This is a genomic window from Porphyrobacter sp. ULC335, assembly GCF_025917005.1.
GTDB lineage: Bacteria > Pseudomonadota > Alphaproteobacteria > Sphingomonadales > Sphingomonadaceae > Erythrobacter.
Window position 1 is genome coordinate 3,082,289 of record NZ_CP078091.1, and the last position, 14,868, is coordinate 3,097,156.

A 14,868-nucleotide genomic window follows, 5' to 3' on the forward strand; every position below is an offset into this window, starting at 1 on the left:
CATCGGGTCTGGCCGATTGGACCAGATAGTCGGTCGTTCCATGTCGCGCGTTCCCGAATCACTTGTTTTTATGCTGCGTGAGCTAACACAAAAACTGTGGATAAAAGGAGTCCTAACGCGGGTCTGCGCGAAATTGGTCACTTTTCCGTAAACGAATTCGTAGATTCCTGTTCCGGTCTGGCACGTAGAGGCACGAGTTAGCGGTCGGTTCGGCGCACTCCGGCCGCGCGGACGTCTGCCAGAGTGGGATAACCGTTGACGGCCATCAGCAGGTCCGCCTCGGCGAGGATGGATCGCAACACCCACGCGGCCCCCTCCGCGCCGCCCAGCGCCAGACCGTAGGTATAGGGCCGCCCGACGCCGACTGCGCGCGCGCCCATCGCCAGCGCCTTGACCGCATCAGTGCCCGAACGCACCCCGCTGTCGAACAGCACCGGCGTGTCGCCGGCCGCCGCGACCACGTCGCCGAGCAGATCAATCGTCGCTATCCCGCCATTGGCCTGCCGACCACCGTGGTTCGAGCAGTAGACCGCGTCCGCTCCGTGATCGACCGCGCGGCGGGCATCATCGGGGTGGCAGATGCCTTTCAGAACGATGGGGAGCTTGGTCACCGACTTGAACCAGGCCATGTCGTCCCACGTCAGCACCTGCCCGAAGGTTGCCGCCCAGGTGAAGATCGCCGCCGCCGGATCCTCCTCGGGCGGCTTGGCGAGCAGCGAACGGAACACGGGATCGGTGAAGTAGTTCTGCAAGACCTTGCCGCGCAGCTGCGGAAAGTTCGAAGCGTTAAGGTCACGCGGCCGCCAGCCGGTCACCCAGGTGTCGAGCGTCACCACCAGCGCTTTGTAACCGGCGTTCTCCGCACGGCGGATCAGGCTTTCCGCCAGCTCGCGGTTCTTGGGCGTGTAAAGCTGGAACCATGCGGGCGTGTCCCCGCAGGCCGCCTTCACGTCCTCCATCGGATCATTGGCGAGGGTCGAGGCGCAGAACGGCACCCCTGTCAGCGCCGATGCGCGGGCGGCGGCCATATCGCCGTGGCGGTCCTGCGATGCTTCGCCGTTGAGGCCGATAGGGGCCATGAACAGCGGGGCGGGATAGGTATGGCCGAACAGCTCAATCGACAGGTCGCGCACCGCGCAATCGACCATCATCCGCGGCACCATGCCCCAGTGATGGAAGGCGGAGGCATTCTGGTCCTGCGTGTGTTCGTCGCCGCAGCCGCCTGCGACATAGTTGGTCAGGCTCGGCCCCAGCGCTTCGTGCGCGCGCTTTTCCAGCGTGGCGAAATCGACCGGGAAGGTCGGCAGGATGCCGCGCAGGCCCGCGTTGTAAACTTCGTTCTGCATCGCGCCGAAATTGCTCATGGTGTCTGTTCTCTCCCGGCATTTTGTGTTCGCACCGCTTGAAGCCGAAAACCGGTTCCCACTTTTCGGCGCGATGCTTGTTTGGCGGGCAGATCAGCCGAAGCGCCGCGTCAGGGCAAGCGGTTTCTAGGCGAAGAAGCGTTGCAGGCGCGGGCGCACCTTGAGGAACTGGATGTAAGCCGCCTCCAGCACCCGCAGCACGGTCTGGTTGCGCGCCGCAAGGCCAAGCGGGCGGAGCAGCGGGATGGCGCGCCACATCGCCGCGAAGGCCGCCGCGCCATCATGCACCACACCGTCCTCTTCGGCATGGAACCGGGCGAGCAGTGCCGCGCGGTCGATGGGGCAGGACGGATCGCTACCCTCCGCCACGTCGATGAAGGTGATGCTCCCGCGCTTGTCCAAGCGCCGCATCAGCGCGATCTCGCGGGTGCAGAGCGGGCAGGCACCGTCGAACCAGACCTTGACGCTCACGGCGCGATCCACAGCCGGATGATATAGGCAACAACGCCCAGCACCGCGACGCTCGCCGCCCAGATGCCCGCCATCCAGAGCAGGCGCTGCCAGAGCGGGGCTTCCGGTGGTTGCTCGGGTGGTGCAAGCATTATTGCTGTCCTCCCGCTTCGCTACATGAGGGGGTTCTTGGTTGTCCTACCGCTTCGCTACATGAGGACATCAGTGATACCCCTCTTCGCCCACCTTGCCGCGGAACACCCAATAAGCCCATGCGGTGTAGGCGATGATCAGCGGCAGGGTCAGCGCGACGCCCACCAGCATGAATTCCTGACTCCGCTCGGGCGCGGCTGCGTCCCAGATCGTCACGCCCGGCGGCACCACGTACGGCCAGATCGTAACGCCCAGCCCGCTCATGCCGAGGAAGAACAGCGCCAGCGCCAGCCAGAACGGCGAGGAATTGCCCTCGCCCCGGATCGCCCGCAGCATCGCCACCGCGATGATCGCCGTCACCACCGGCACCGGCGCAACCCAGTAAAGCTGCGGGGTCGCGAGCCAGTGTGCGGCATACTCGGCGTTGAGCGTGATGTTGTAGAGGCTGACCGCGCCCATCAGCACGATCGTGGCGATCGCGGCCCGAAACGCGACATAGCGCGCATGGGCCTGCACCCCGCCGTCGAGCTTCCAGATCAGCCAGGTGCTTCCCAGCAGCGCATAGCCCGCCACGGTGCCGATCCCGGTGAGGAAGGTGTAGGGGGTGAGCCAATCCCACCAGCTTCCGGCATAGGCGCGCCCTTCGACCTCGATGCCCTGCAACAATGCGCCAAGGATCATCCCCTGCGCCATCGCCGCCATCAGCGAACCGCCGAAGAACGCCGCATCCCAGAATTTCTCGTGCGCCGGATCGCGCCAGCGGTATTCGAACGCTACGCCCCGGAACACGAGGCCGAGCAGCATCGCGATAATCAGCGGATAGGTTGCGGGCAGGATCACCGCATACGCGAGCGGAAAGGCCGCAAACAGCCCGCCTCCGCCCAGCACCAGCCAGGTCTCGTTCCCGTCCCACACCGGCGCGATCGAATTCATCGCGCGGTTGCGGCCCTTGCCGACACGGAAAGTCGGGAACAGGATCCCGATACCAAGGTCAAAACCGTCCATCACCACATAGGCGAAGACCGCAAAGGCAATGATGAACGCCCAGATGACGGTAAGGTCCATCACACCGGCTCCTTCTCGGACGGGGCTTCGGTCGGCAGCGGTTCGTCGCCGCCCGGGTTCTGCGTCGGGCCGGGGGTGATCCCGGCGGTGCGGATCGGGCCATCGATATCGCGCTTGATATCGGTTTCGCCCGCGTGCGGGGCTTTGCTCATCAGCTTGAGGATATACCACACGCCAATGCCGAACACGGCGAAATACACGACGACGAAGGCGAGAAGCGATGCAGCGACCGCAGGCGCATCGAGCGGGCTTGCCGCATCGGCGGTGCGCAGCAGGCCGTAAATCACGAAAGGCTGGCGGCCGACTTCGGTGGTGATCCATCCGGCAAGCACGGCGGCAAAACCGCTCGGCCCCATCAGCACAGCCGCGCGGTGCAGCCACGGCATGTCATAGAGCGTGCGCCGCACCCGTCCCCACAGGCTCCACAGCCCGATGCCGAGCATCGCAAAGCCGATCCCGACCATCACGCGGAAGCTCCAGAACACGACACCGACCGGCGGCTCGCGATCATCGGGGATCGTGTCGAGCCCGGCCATCGGCGCGTTCAGATCATGCTTGAGGATCAGCGAGGACGCCTTGGGTATCTCGATAGCGTAGCGCACCGTCTTCGCCTCGCTGTCGGGGATGCCGAACAGGATCAGCGGCGCGCCTTCGGGGTGGCTTTGATAGTGACCCTCCATCGCCATGACCTTGGCGGGCTGATGTTCGAGGGTGTTGAGCCCGTGCATGTCGCCCGCGAAGATCTGCAAGGGCGTGACGATTGCGGCCATCCACATCGCCATCGAGAACATTGTGCGCGCGTGCGGATTGGCGCGGTCCTTCAGCAGGTGCCACGCCCCCACCGCGCCAACCACGAAGGCGGTGGTCAGGTAGGCGGCCATCACGGTGTGGACGAGGCGATAGGGGAAGCTGGGGTTGAAGACGATGTCCCACCAGCTGGGGCCGGGCAGGAACTGGCCATTCGCAGCGATCTCGTAGCCCGTGGGAGTCTGCATCCAGCTGTTCACCGACAGGATCCAGAACGCCGACACGAACGTACCCAGCGCCACCATCAGCGTGGCAGCGAAGTGCAGGCGCTTGCCAACCTTGTTCATTCCGAACAGCATCACGCCAAGGAAGCCGGCTTCAAGGAAGAAGGCGGTCAGCACCTCGTAAGCCATCAACGGGCCGATCACCGGGCCGGCCTTGTCCGAGAACACCGACCAGTTGGTGCCGAACTGGTAAGACATGACGATGCCGGACACGACGCCCATCGCAAAGGCGATGGCGAAGATTTTGAGCCAGTATTTGAACAGATCAAGATAGACGCTCTTGCCGGTCTTCAGCCACAGCCCTTCGAGCACCGCGAGGTAGCTCGCCAGCCCGATCGAAAAGGCCGGGAAGAAAAAGTGGAAGCTCACCGTGAATGCGAACTGGATGCGCGCGAGCAACAGGGCGTCGAGGTTCTCAAGCATGATCCGCAGCTAGTTCCTTGCCAGCGGCGATCAATTGCAATCGCTGCACCCAATATACGGTTTGGAGCCGAAAGGGTTGCAAGGCGTCGCTGCGGGCGGGCAGGACAGGCCGAGAGGTACGCAGAACAGGTGCCGCCGGAATGGCGCAATCAGGCGGGTGTCGCGGTCTCCGGCACACTGGCCAAAGCTGCGCGCAAGCGTCGCCGGACCAGCCACGGTTCCAGCCAGCGCCCGACCAGATAGATCAGCGCGAACAGGCCCGCCATGAAATAGCCCTGATCAGGCGAATGGCGGCCCTCGTCCTCTTTCTTCTCGTCCTTTTTCTTCTTGTTCGGGTCCTCGGGCGCGGGTGCGCCGAGGAACTCGTCGACCGGGTTGAGCTTCTTCACCGGCTTTGGTTTCTCGTCCTTCTTCTCCGCCTTTTCGGCAGCTTCGGGACCGGAAGCTTCCCAGGCATTAAGGGCCACGGCCAACTGCGCAAAGCCGAGGAACAGCAGCGGCGCGAGGAAGCACATCAGCAGCGCGTGGCTGAACAGGTCAAAGCGCAGCACCGCCCCCGCCCCGGCCGGCTCGATCCACATGCGGCCGCGGGTGAAGGTGGCCAGCTTGTCCTGCGGGTTGGGGTTGTCCTTGGTATAAGCCAGGGTGTTGCCATCCGCCGACAAGGTCGTGCCGGGGGTCCGGAGCAAGGGCTCAAGCCGGGCGAAGGTCTCCGCAGGTGTCAGCTTCGGGTCGAGCGGCACTTCGCCGCGCACCCGCCAGATGAGGTCGATGTAGGGCAGTTTCAGGCGCGGCATCAGCGCGCGTCCGGCAGAGAGTTTTCCCGCAACCTCGCCGCTCACTCCGCCGGTTCCAGCTGCGGCGCAGCGGAGTTACCGAAGCGCTTGGCCAAAGCGGCCTTGGTGCTGCGCCAGCCTTCGCGGAAGGGGAACACCATCGTCTCGCCGATGTGCATCCGCCGCCCGCCTTCCATGCCGAGCAACTCGGCCTCGCCATCGACGCAGGTGCCGAAGATGCGGTCCCAGATGATCCAGGTGCCCGAGTAGTTGCTGCGCGTCGCCTCGTAATCCTGCGAGTGGTGGACCGAGTGGTGTTCGACGGTGTTGAAGATGAAGCGCCACCAGCGCGGCGTGTTGAAGCGCACATTGATGTGCTGATAGACCGACACCGTCATCCCGATCGCACCCGCCAGCAGGAAGGCGCGCGGCAGGAAGTCGAACAATCCGCCGATGCCCAATCCGATCAGGAACAGCTCGACCGGATTGCCGACCGCGCCCTTGTTGATGTTGAGCTGGGTGACATAGTGGTGCGGCGCATGGGTCAGCCACAGCGGATGCCAATTGTGCATCCCGCGGTGCATCCAGTACTGGCCGAAATCGAAGATCATCGAGATCAGCACCGCCTGCAACAGCAGCGGCAGGCCGGTGAACCAGCTGAATTTCTCCCAATCGAAGGCGCCCTGCACCGCCTTGATGATCACGCCGTCGCCGATGTAGCTATCGACCATCCCGAGGAAGGTCATGCCGAGGCCCACGTAGAAGGCGTCAGAGGCGAACTCCTTCCAGGTCAGTTGCCAGCTCTCGTAGCGCGGATTGACCCATTCGAGGACCAGCAGCAGGATCGTCCAGCCGAGCCGGATAGCAATCGCGGTCGAAGCGACGGCGAGCCAGTTGGGCGCGTAGTACCAGAACAGGATCGCGGCAAAGAGCATCGCGGGCTGGAAATAGGTAAAGACGAACTGCTTGATCGGCCCGCCTTCGACCTTGCCGATGTTCTCCCAGCCGACAATCACGGGCGCATCCGCACCAATGATCCGCTTGCCCACCTGTACTCCGGCCATATCGCACTCCAGTCGAGAGAATTGCCCTTTTCCCCGTCGCAACAGCCATGGCGACCTCGCGCGTGCGAGGAAGTGGCCAAATGACGTAGAATTCTGCGACCCCGAACCAAGTGCTTGTAATGCAAGCTTTGAACGTATCAGTCAGTCATGTGCCGCACGGCAATTGCTGTGGCCGCTGCGCGCGTTTCAACCCCCAGTTTGCGAAACACCTGTTCGAGGTGCTTGTTGACTGTGCGCGGGCTTATACCAAGAACTTCGCTGATCGTCTTGTTGGTTTTGCCATAGCTTACCCACAGCAGGACTTCCGCTTCGCGCCGGGTGAGCCCGCCCTGCTTCTGGAGCGCGTCGATTTTCCCGCCCTCGCGCACTTCGGTGATGCGCAGCAGCACCTCGCCCGTCCGGTCGCTTTCGACCGTGGCGAGGTCGATGTCCATGCCGCGCACCGTCGTGCGGACGCTGGTGGAGGGTTGCGCAGGATCGGCAGCGAGCAGCGCCTGCACCGCGCCGATCAGCGCTTCCGGCAGGGTCCCGCGATCTGGCAACCAGGCCGGGTCAATCGCCACGAACAGGCTTTCGGCTTGCGGGGTGCACCAGATCAGCGCCGCATCCTCGCTCACCGCGGCAAGGCTGCGTCCGGCCAGCCCCAGCGCCAGCCGCGAACGATAGGTCGCGCGGGCATTGGCGAGATGGACACGGATGCGCGCGAGCAGTTCCTCGATCACGATCGGCTTGCGCACATAATCCACTCCGCCCGTGCCGAGCGCGGCGACAACGTGTTCGGGATCATTGAGGCCGGTCATGAAGATCACCGGGATATGCGCGGTTGCCGGATTGCGCTTGATCGCCTGCGTGGTCTCGATCCCGCTGATGCCGGGCATGATCGCATCCATCAGGATGAGGTCCGGCTGCACCTCGCCGAGCAGTTCCAGCGTCGCCTCGCCGCTGCGCGCGATCAGCACGGTCATGTCGCCGGCGTCCAGCGTATCGACCAGGAAGCGGAGCGATTCCGGATTGTCGTCGACGACGAGGATACAGTCCTTAAGCTGCATCGGCTTGCACCGCTTTGGCGAGGCTGGCGAGCGCCTTCAGATCGAAACTGTCGAGCGCGCCGCGCATCCGGTCCGCCAGAAGTGCGGCTTCGGGAGCGAGCGCGGCGATGGCGTCAATCTCGGCCTCGATCGCGCGGACATGGCCGATCCGCACCAGCCGTTCGATCTCGGCGCAATGGGCGGCAGCGCGCGGGGCAATCGTGAAAGGCAGCGGCGCGGCGCCCCCCGGAGCTTCGGCAGCAGTGCCGGACAGACCGGGCGCGCGCACCCATTCCATCCCCAGCTGCGCAGCGATCACATCAAGCAGCACGGTGAAATCGAAGGGTTTCATTATGAAGGTATCATTGGCCGGCCCATCGGCGAGCGGACCGCCAGAGCGCGGCCCTTCGCCCGACAGCATGACGATCTTCAGCGCCGCGCCGTGGCGGCGGCGCAGCCGGGCGGCGACATCCCATCCGCTTTCACCCACCAGCATCACATCGCACAGCACCAGATCGGGCTGCACCTGCGCCGCCAGCGCAAGCGCGCCCTCCCCGTCACTGGCGGTGCGCACCTGAAAACCGAGTGGTTCGAGCAACCCGCGCACCATCGCGAGATGTGCCGGATCATCGTCGATCAGCACCACCCAGCGTTCGCGGCCGAGATAGCCGGTCACCGCGCCCGGTTCCGGCGCGGGATCGGTCGGCGGGGCAAGCGGCTGGGAGAGCATCAGTCGCACCGTGAAACGCGAGCCTTCTCCCAGCGCACTTTCGACGCGGATTTCTCCGCCCATGATGTGCACCAGCGCCTGCGTAATGGCGAGGCCGAGCCCGACGCCTGCCCGCTCACCCGCCTCTCCGCCGACGCGTTCAAACGGGGCAAAGATACGCGCCGTATCCTCGGGCGCGATGCCGATGCCGGTGTCGATAACGGTGAAGGTCGCCAGCTGGTTGCGATAGGCGACCTTGAGCGTCACCGCACCGTGATCGGTAAACTTGATCGCATTGGCGACGAGGTTGATCAGCACCTGCCGCAAACGCTTGGGATCGGCATGGACGAACTCGGGTAGGTGTTCCTGACGGTCGAGAACCAGCGCCAGACCCTTGGCCTGCGCCTGAAGCTCCAGCATCGCGATCAGCTGGTCGAGAAATTCGGGAAAACGGATCGCCTCGCGGCTCAATCGCAGCGCTCCGCCTTCGACCTGCGATATGTCGAGCAGGCCTTCCACAAGGTGCGACAGGTGCTCGGCGCTGCGGCGGATCACCCGCGCGGCGCTGACCGCGTCCTTGCCCTCGTTGCGCTCGAGCAGTTGGGCATAGCCATAGATCGCGTTGAGCGGCGAGCGGATTTCGTGGCTGACACTGGCGAGGAAGCGGGTCTTGGCCTCGTTGGCGGCTTCGGCGGCTTCCTTGGCGGCGCGCAGCTGTGCGACGGCATCGTCCGGCGCTGCCGTCCCGCTCCCGCCCTCGCCCTGACCTTTCAACCAGTTGGTAAGCCGCCCCGCCATCAGATCACCGTGAAGCGATATAGGCGCGCCAGCCGCCCAGATGCGTAATGTCCTCTGCCCCCGTCAGGGCGCGCGGCTCGGCCACGAAGCCCTTGACGCTGCTACCATCGGCCAGCGTCACCGTGCCGATCGCAAGCGGCGACGGCACTTCGGTGACGAAGCTGCCGAACTCGGCCACGCCCAGCTCGTAAACCTCCAGCGCGATGGCCGCGCCTTCCTCGCTGTGCACCAGCGCGGGCTTGGGCGGCACAGAATCAGCCATCGCATAGAGCCGGTAGTTGGGCGCAGTGGTGAAAGCGCCGACGAAGCTCGCGTTGCGGCTGGTCAGCTGCCAGTGCAGCGGCATGCCTTCAAGGTGAGCGCCGACGACGGCGAGTTTGACGGTGTCCATGCGTTCTCCAATATCAAGCTGTGGCGGCAGGGGAAGATCGGCTGCACGCAGGTAAGTGTCCGCAAGCGCGATCAGCGCCGTATCGCTATGCGCAGGCCCGATCAGCGTAATTCCGAAGCCGGTGCCATTGTCCCGCGCACCGGCAGGGACGGCGACAGCCGCCATGTCGAGCAGGTTCACGAAATTGGTGTAGAGCCCGAGATTGCTGTTGAGCGCCACGGGCGCTGCAAGCAGTTCGGCAACGCGGTAGGTGGTGCCGGTCGTGGGGAAGGCGAGAACATCCACCTCGCCCCACATGCCTTCGGCGTGGCGCTGCAATTCGGCGAGGCGGTAGATGCCGTTCCACAGATCGGTCGCCAACATGGCGGCTCCCGGCGCGACGACCTCGCGCACGACCGGGTGGATCGCATCGGGATTGCTTTCCAGCAGCTGCGCGATGGCTGCGGTGCGTTCTGCCACCCAAGGCCCGCCGTACAGCAGCCGTGCGGCCTCCAGCAGCGGGGCAATATCGATCTCGACGATCTCGCCCAGCTCTGCCAGCACGCCGAGCGCGCGGTCGTAGAAATACTCCGCGTGAACATCGCCAAAGAACACCCGCTGGTCGCGGCGCGGCACGCCGATACGGCGCCCCGTCAGAGGCACGTCGGCGGTAGGGCGGGAGAAGGCATCCTCGGCATCGAACCCGGCCAGCACCGCATCCACCGCCTGCGCATCAGCGAGCGCATCGGTGAACACCGTGATGCAATCGAGCGTGCGGCAAGCGGGCACCAGCCCGCGTGTGCTCCACCGGCCCTTGCTGGGCTTGAGGCCGACGAGGTGATTGAAGGCGGCAGGCACCCGGCCCGATCCCGCCGTATCCGTGCCGAGCGCGAAGGCCACCAACCCCGCCGCCACGGCCACCGCCGAACCGGAGCTCGACCCGCCGCTCACGTAGTCGCGGTTATAAGCGTTGCGCGGAATGCCATAGGGGCTGCGCGTGCCGACGAGGCCGGTGGCGAACTGATCGAGATTGGTCTTGCCCACGCAGATCGCGCCTGCCGCTTCCAGCCTTTCGATCACCGTAGCCGAACGCTCGGGCTGATAGGCGAAAGCGGGACAGGCGGCAGTCGTCTCCAGCGCCGCGACGTCGATGTTGTCCTTCGCCGCATAGGGCACACCGGCAAGCGGCAGATGCTCCCCCGCCGCCACGCGCGCGTCGATGGCGCGGGCGGCAGCACGCAGTGCGTCAGGCGAGGCGCGGCTGATCCACACCTGTGGCTGAAGCGCGTCATAGGCGGCGAGGCGGGCGAGGCTTTCTTCCATGACCGCAAGCGCTGTCGTCTCGCCGCTGTTCACGGCCTGCGCGATCGCGTTGGCGCTGAGGCGGTTCATGTGGCCCTCCGCAAAGCCAGCATCGGCGCGCCGGGTTGCAACGACTGGCTTTCCGCGATGTAGACCGCCTCCACCGTGCCGCTGGCGGGGCTTTCAAAGGGGCATTCCATCTTCATTGCCTCGATCACGGCGATCACGTCGCCTTCGGCCACGGTATCGCCGGGGCTGACGAGCAGCTTCCACACCGACCCGCCAAACGGCGCTTCGATGAGGTCTGCCCCCTCGGGCACTTCGATGGCGGCCGCATCGCCCGCGCCTGCATCTTCGGACAGCAGATCGCTGACCCGGTCGAACTCGCCCGAGGCTTGCCACGCAGCGCGTTCGGCGTCGAAGGCGGCCGTGCGGGTCGCTTCAAAGGCGGCGATGCTTTCGGCATTGTCGCTCAGGAACGCGCGGTAATCGGCGAGGCGGAAAGTGCTGTCCTCGACCCGGATTGCGCGCCGCCCATGCGGGAAATCGCGCCGCCAATCGGTCAGCTCTTCCGCTGACACGGGGAAGAAGCGGATCTGGTCGAAGAAGCGCAGCAGCCACGGCTTGCCATCAACAAAGGCGTCGGTCTGGCGATGCGTGTTCCACACCTGAATGGTGCGCCCGAACAGCTGGTAGCCACCCGGTCCCTCCATCCCGTAGATGCACATATAGGCCCCGCCGATCCCGACCACGTTCGGCGGCGTCCAAGTGCGCGCGGGGTTGTACTTGGTGGTGACGAGCCGGTGGCGCGGATCGACCGGCGTGGCGACCGGCGCGCCGAGGTAGACGTCGCCCAGTCCGAGCACGAGGTAGCTCGCGTCGAAGATCAGATCCTCGACCGCCTTAGCATCGGCCAGCCCATTGATGCGGCGGATGAATTCGATGTTGTCAGGGCACCACGGCGCATCGTCGCGCACGGTGCCGATATATTTCTGGATCGTCTCCTCGATCGCCGGATCGCGCCAACTCAGCGGCAGGTGGACGATGCGCGACGGGGCAGTGAAATCCTCCAGATCGCCCATCGCCTCCTCGGCAGCCATCAGCGCGGCGAGTGAGCGCGGCTGGTCGAGCGTGGTGCCGTCGAAATGCAATTGCAGCGAGCGGATGCCGGGGGTGATGTCGATCACGCCGGGAAGCGCGGCCTGCTCAAGCGCCTGCATCAGCGCATGGACGCGAATGCGCAGTTCGATATCGAGGACGATGTCACCATACTCGACGAGGATGTTGCGATCACCCTGCTGGCGGTAGGTGGTGCGCGGGCGCTGCCCATGCGCGGGGATTTCGGCGAGGATCGGCGAAAGGTCGGCGATGGCGCGAGCGGGCGCGCTTGCGGTGGGCGCGGCGAGCGGCGCAGCGTTTGCCGTCATGGCGTCGTCGATGCTCACCGGCACGAAACGCACCCGGTCGTCAGGGCTGAGCTGGCCGATTTTCCAGCGGTCGGCTGCGATCACCGTGACGGGGCAGACAAAGCCTCCCAGCGACGGGCCATCGGGGCCGAGGATGATCGGCATGTCCCCGGTGAAATCGACCGCGCCGATGGCGTAGGGATTGTCGTGGATGTTGGAGGGGTGCAGCCCCGCCTCCCCGCCGTCACGCCGCGCCCATTCGGGCTTGGGGCCGACGAGGCGCACGCCGGTGCGGTTGGAGTTGTAATGCACCTGCCACTCGGCTTCGAGGAAGCGCGCGATATCGCCATCGGTGAAGAAATCGGGCGCGCCGTGCGGGCCGTAGAGCACCCGCACCGTCCATTCGCGGCCCAGCGCAGGAAGTGTCGCTGCCTGCCCCTCGCCCGCCTTGCCCGCGCCCAGATGCAGCACGTCACCTGCCACCAGCGCGCGCGCCGCGTGGCCGCCGAACTGCCCGAGCGTGAAGGTCGCCGACGACCCGAGATAGGGCACCACATCGAGCCCGCCCGCGACCAGGATGTAGCCGCGCATCCCCCCGCCCGCAGCGCGGCCCATCGCCAGCGTCTGTCCGGGGGCGATGGCGAGCGGGACGCCCCGCGCCACCATCACGCCGTCCACCGTCGCGCCGAAATCAGCGCCGGTCAGGCAAATCGTCGCCGCGCTTTCGAACTGTAGCGTCGGACCGCTCGCGGTGACTTCCAGCCCCGCCGTGCCTTCGGGATTGCCGAGGATCAGGTTGCCGAGCCGGAAGCTGCGATCATCCATTGGCCCTGACGGCGGCACACCCACATCCCACAGCCCGAGCCTGCCGGGGAAGTCCTGCACCGATGTGGCCGTGCCGCCCGCAATCACCCGCACCGCGCGGCGCGCCGTGGTCACGCTGTCGAGCATCCGGGTCGAGACTGCGCCGCTGGTGAAGCCTTCATGCCGCACCACATCGCGCAGCCACCTGAGGTTGGTCTCGATCCCGTCGACGCGGCTGGCATCGAGCGCCGCCTGCATCGCCGCAATCGCCCCGTCGCGGGTGGGCGCGTGAGTGATCAGCTTCGCCAGCATCGGATCGTAAAAAGCGCTGACCTCGCTGCCCGCCATCACCCACGTCTCGGCGCGGATATTGTCCGGGAAGGCGACGTTGACGAGTGTGCCCGTGGTCGGGCGGTAATCCATTGCCGGGTCTTCGGCATAGAGCCGCACCTGCACCGCATGGCCCGTGGGCGTCGGCGCAGGCGCATCCATGAAGGCGAAATCACCGCCCGCTCCGCGGATCATCCATTCGACGAGGTCGATCCCCATCACCTCCTCGGTGACGCCGTGTTCGACCTGAAGACGCGTGTTCATTTCAAGGAAGAAAAAGTCGTCGCGCGCCGCATCGTAGAGGAACTCGACCGTGCCTGCGGAGCGATACCCCGCCGCCTCGCCCAACCGCACGGCGGCGGCGATCAGTTCGGCGCGTTTCTCGGCCGAGAGGCACGGCGCGGGCGCCTCCTCCACCACCTTCTGGTTACGGCGCTGGAGCGAACAATCGCGCTCGCCCAAGGCCATCACCCGGCCCTGCCCGTCGCCGAAGATCTGCACTTCGATATGGCGCGCGCGGGCGATGTAGCGTTCGAGGAATACGCCCGCATCGCCGAAGCTCGCCTCGCCCTGACGGACCACTGCGGCAAAGCCTTCGCGCACCTGCGCCTCGCTTTCGCAGATGCGCATGCCGATGCCCCCGCCCCCGGCAGTCGCCTTGAGCATGACGGGGTAGCCGATCCGCGCGGCCTCTTCGGCAGCTTCATCCTCGCCGGTCAAAAGCCCGGTACCGGGAGCTAGCGGGAGGTCATGCGCCGATGCCAGAGCGCGGGCGGAATGCTTCAATCCGAAGGTGCGGATATTGTCCGGCGTCGGCCCGATGAAGGCGATGCCCGCCGCGGCGCAGGCCTCGGCAAAGTCAGCGTTCTCGGCCAGGAAGCCATAGCCCGGATGGATAGCCCCCGCCCCGGTCGCCTTCGCTGCGGCAAGGATGGCCTCGACGTTGAGATAGGACTGCGCCGCCGGCCCCGGCCCGATGCACACCGCCTCGTCTGCTGCGCTGACATGGAGCGAACCTGCGTCAGCATCGGAATAAACCGCCACCGACCGCAGCCCCATCCGCTTGCAAGTGCGGATGATCCGCGTCGCAATCGCGCCCCGGTTGGCGATGAGGACGGTATCGAAGCTCATGAGGCTGCGTTTTGGGCGACGATCATGCGCACCGGCGTCGGGTTGAAACCGTTGCAGGGATTGTTGATCTGCGGGCAGTTTGAGACGACCACGATCACGTCCATCTCGGCGCGCAGATCAACCGTCAGCCCCGGCGCGGAAATGCCGTCAACGATGCCGAGCGTCCCATCATCCTCGACCGGCACATTCATGAAGAAATTGATGTTGGAGACGATATCGCGCTTGCCGCGCCCTTGCGTCAGGTTCGCTTCAAGGAAATTGTCGACGCAGGCGTGCTGGTATTTGGTGTGATGGCCGTAGCGCAGTGTATTGCTCTCGCACGAACACGCGCCGCCGATGGTGTCGTGATACTCCACGGCAGAATCGACGATGGTCATCAGCGGGTTGCCCTCGTTGGACAGCAGCACGCTGCCCGTCTTGAGGAACAGGTTGCCCTGCGCCGCGACAGTATCCTGCGCCGAGTAACGCTCGGCATCATCGGCAGCGGAATAGATCAGGAAATCGACCGCCTGGTTGCCCTCGACATCGACGATGCGCAGCGTTTGCCCGGCGGCGACATGATGCAGCCACGGCGCGCGCGCAGGCACGATTTCGTCGTGGACAATGGAGCCGGAAAGGCCGGAAAGGGCCGGATCGCTGGTCATGGTGTGCCTTGCTTCGGAAG

The 14,868-nt window shown here is 65.5% G+C and carries 12 protein-coding genes; all 12 read right to left on the reverse strand.

The genetic code is table 11. The features are described 5' to 3' along the window. Positions 1–197: 197 nt before the first annotated feature. The 12 genes from KVF90_RS14835 to KVF90_RS14890 all read right to left on the reverse strand — a co-directional run bounded on the left by KVF90_RS14835 (position 198) and on the right by KVF90_RS14890 (position 14,848). Entirely contained in the window at positions 198–1,364 is a 1,167-nt protein-coding gene (locus KVF90_RS14835) for an alpha-hydroxy-acid oxidizing protein (RefSeq protein WP_264392342.1), read from the reverse strand. Positions 1,365–1,490: 126 nt separating this feature from the next. Continuing rightward, positions 1,491–1,835: a thiol-disulfide oxidoreductase DCC family protein gene (locus KVF90_RS14840; RefSeq protein ID WP_264392343.1), complete on the reverse strand. Its 345-nt coding sequence runs from the start codon at positions 1,833–1,835 to the stop codon at positions 1,491–1,493. After that, positions 1,832–1,966 carry a DUF2474 domain-containing protein gene (locus KVF90_RS14845; RefSeq protein ID WP_264392344.1) on the reverse strand — a complete coding sequence of 45 codons (135 nt, stop codon included), beginning with the start codon at positions 1,964–1,966 and terminating at the stop codon, positions 1,832–1,834. Before KVF90_RS14845 ends, KVF90_RS14840 begins: the two co-directional genes overlap by 4 nt. 70 nt (positions 1,967–2,036) lie before the next feature. Next, a complete protein-coding gene (gene cydB / locus KVF90_RS14850) occupies positions 2,037–3,032 on the reverse strand; it encodes a cytochrome d ubiquinol oxidase subunit II (RefSeq protein ID WP_264392345.1) in 996 nt (331 codons plus the stop codon). Next, positions 3,032–4,486 (reverse strand): cytochrome ubiquinol oxidase subunit I, encoded by a 1,455-nt coding sequence (locus KVF90_RS14855; RefSeq protein WP_264392346.1) that lies wholly within the window; start codon positions 4,484–4,486, stop codon positions 3,032–3,034. Before KVF90_RS14855 ends, cydB begins: the two co-directional genes overlap by 1 nt. Positions 4,487–4,635: 149 nt before the next feature. Further along, a complete protein-coding gene (locus tag KVF90_RS14860; protein WP_264392347.1) occupies positions 4,636–5,328 on the reverse strand; it encodes a hypothetical protein in 693 nt (230 codons plus the stop codon). After that, complete coding sequence (locus tag KVF90_RS14865; protein ID WP_264392348.1) at positions 5,325–6,326, reverse strand: sterol desaturase family protein; 1,002 nt, start codon at positions 6,324–6,326, stop codon at positions 5,325–5,327. The genes KVF90_RS14860 and KVF90_RS14865 overlap by 4 nt, the downstream gene beginning before the upstream one ends. A gap of 137 nt (positions 6,327–6,463) precedes the next feature. Further along, the gene (locus KVF90_RS14870) at positions 6,464–7,375 is read right to left on the reverse strand and encodes a response regulator (protein ID WP_264392349.1); all 912 of its coding nucleotides are present in this window, start codon (positions 7,373–7,375) and stop codon (positions 6,464–6,466) included. Beyond that, positions 7,365–8,861 (reverse strand): ATP-binding protein, encoded by a 1,497-nt coding sequence (locus KVF90_RS14875; RefSeq protein WP_264392350.1) that lies wholly within the window; start codon positions 8,859–8,861, stop codon positions 7,365–7,367. Before KVF90_RS14875 ends, KVF90_RS14870 begins: the two co-directional genes overlap by 11 nt. A gap of 4 nt (positions 8,862–8,865) precedes the next feature. Continuing rightward, a complete protein-coding gene (gene atzF / locus KVF90_RS14880; protein ID WP_264392351.1) occupies positions 8,866–10,623 on the reverse strand; it encodes an allophanate hydrolase in 1,758 nt (585 codons plus the stop codon). Next, positions 10,620–14,204 carry an urea carboxylase gene (gene uca, locus KVF90_RS14885; RefSeq protein WP_264392352.1) on the reverse strand — a complete coding sequence of 1,195 codons (3,585 nt, stop codon included), beginning with the start codon at positions 14,202–14,204 and terminating at the stop codon, positions 10,620–10,622. The genes atzF and uca overlap by 4 nt, the downstream gene beginning before the upstream one ends. Further along, positions 14,201–14,848 (reverse strand): urea amidolyase associated protein UAAP2, encoded by a 648-nt coding sequence (locus KVF90_RS14890; RefSeq protein WP_264392353.1) that lies wholly within the window; start codon positions 14,846–14,848, stop codon positions 14,201–14,203. Before KVF90_RS14890 ends, uca begins: the two co-directional genes overlap by 4 nt. Positions 14,849–14,868: the final 20 nt, after the last annotated feature.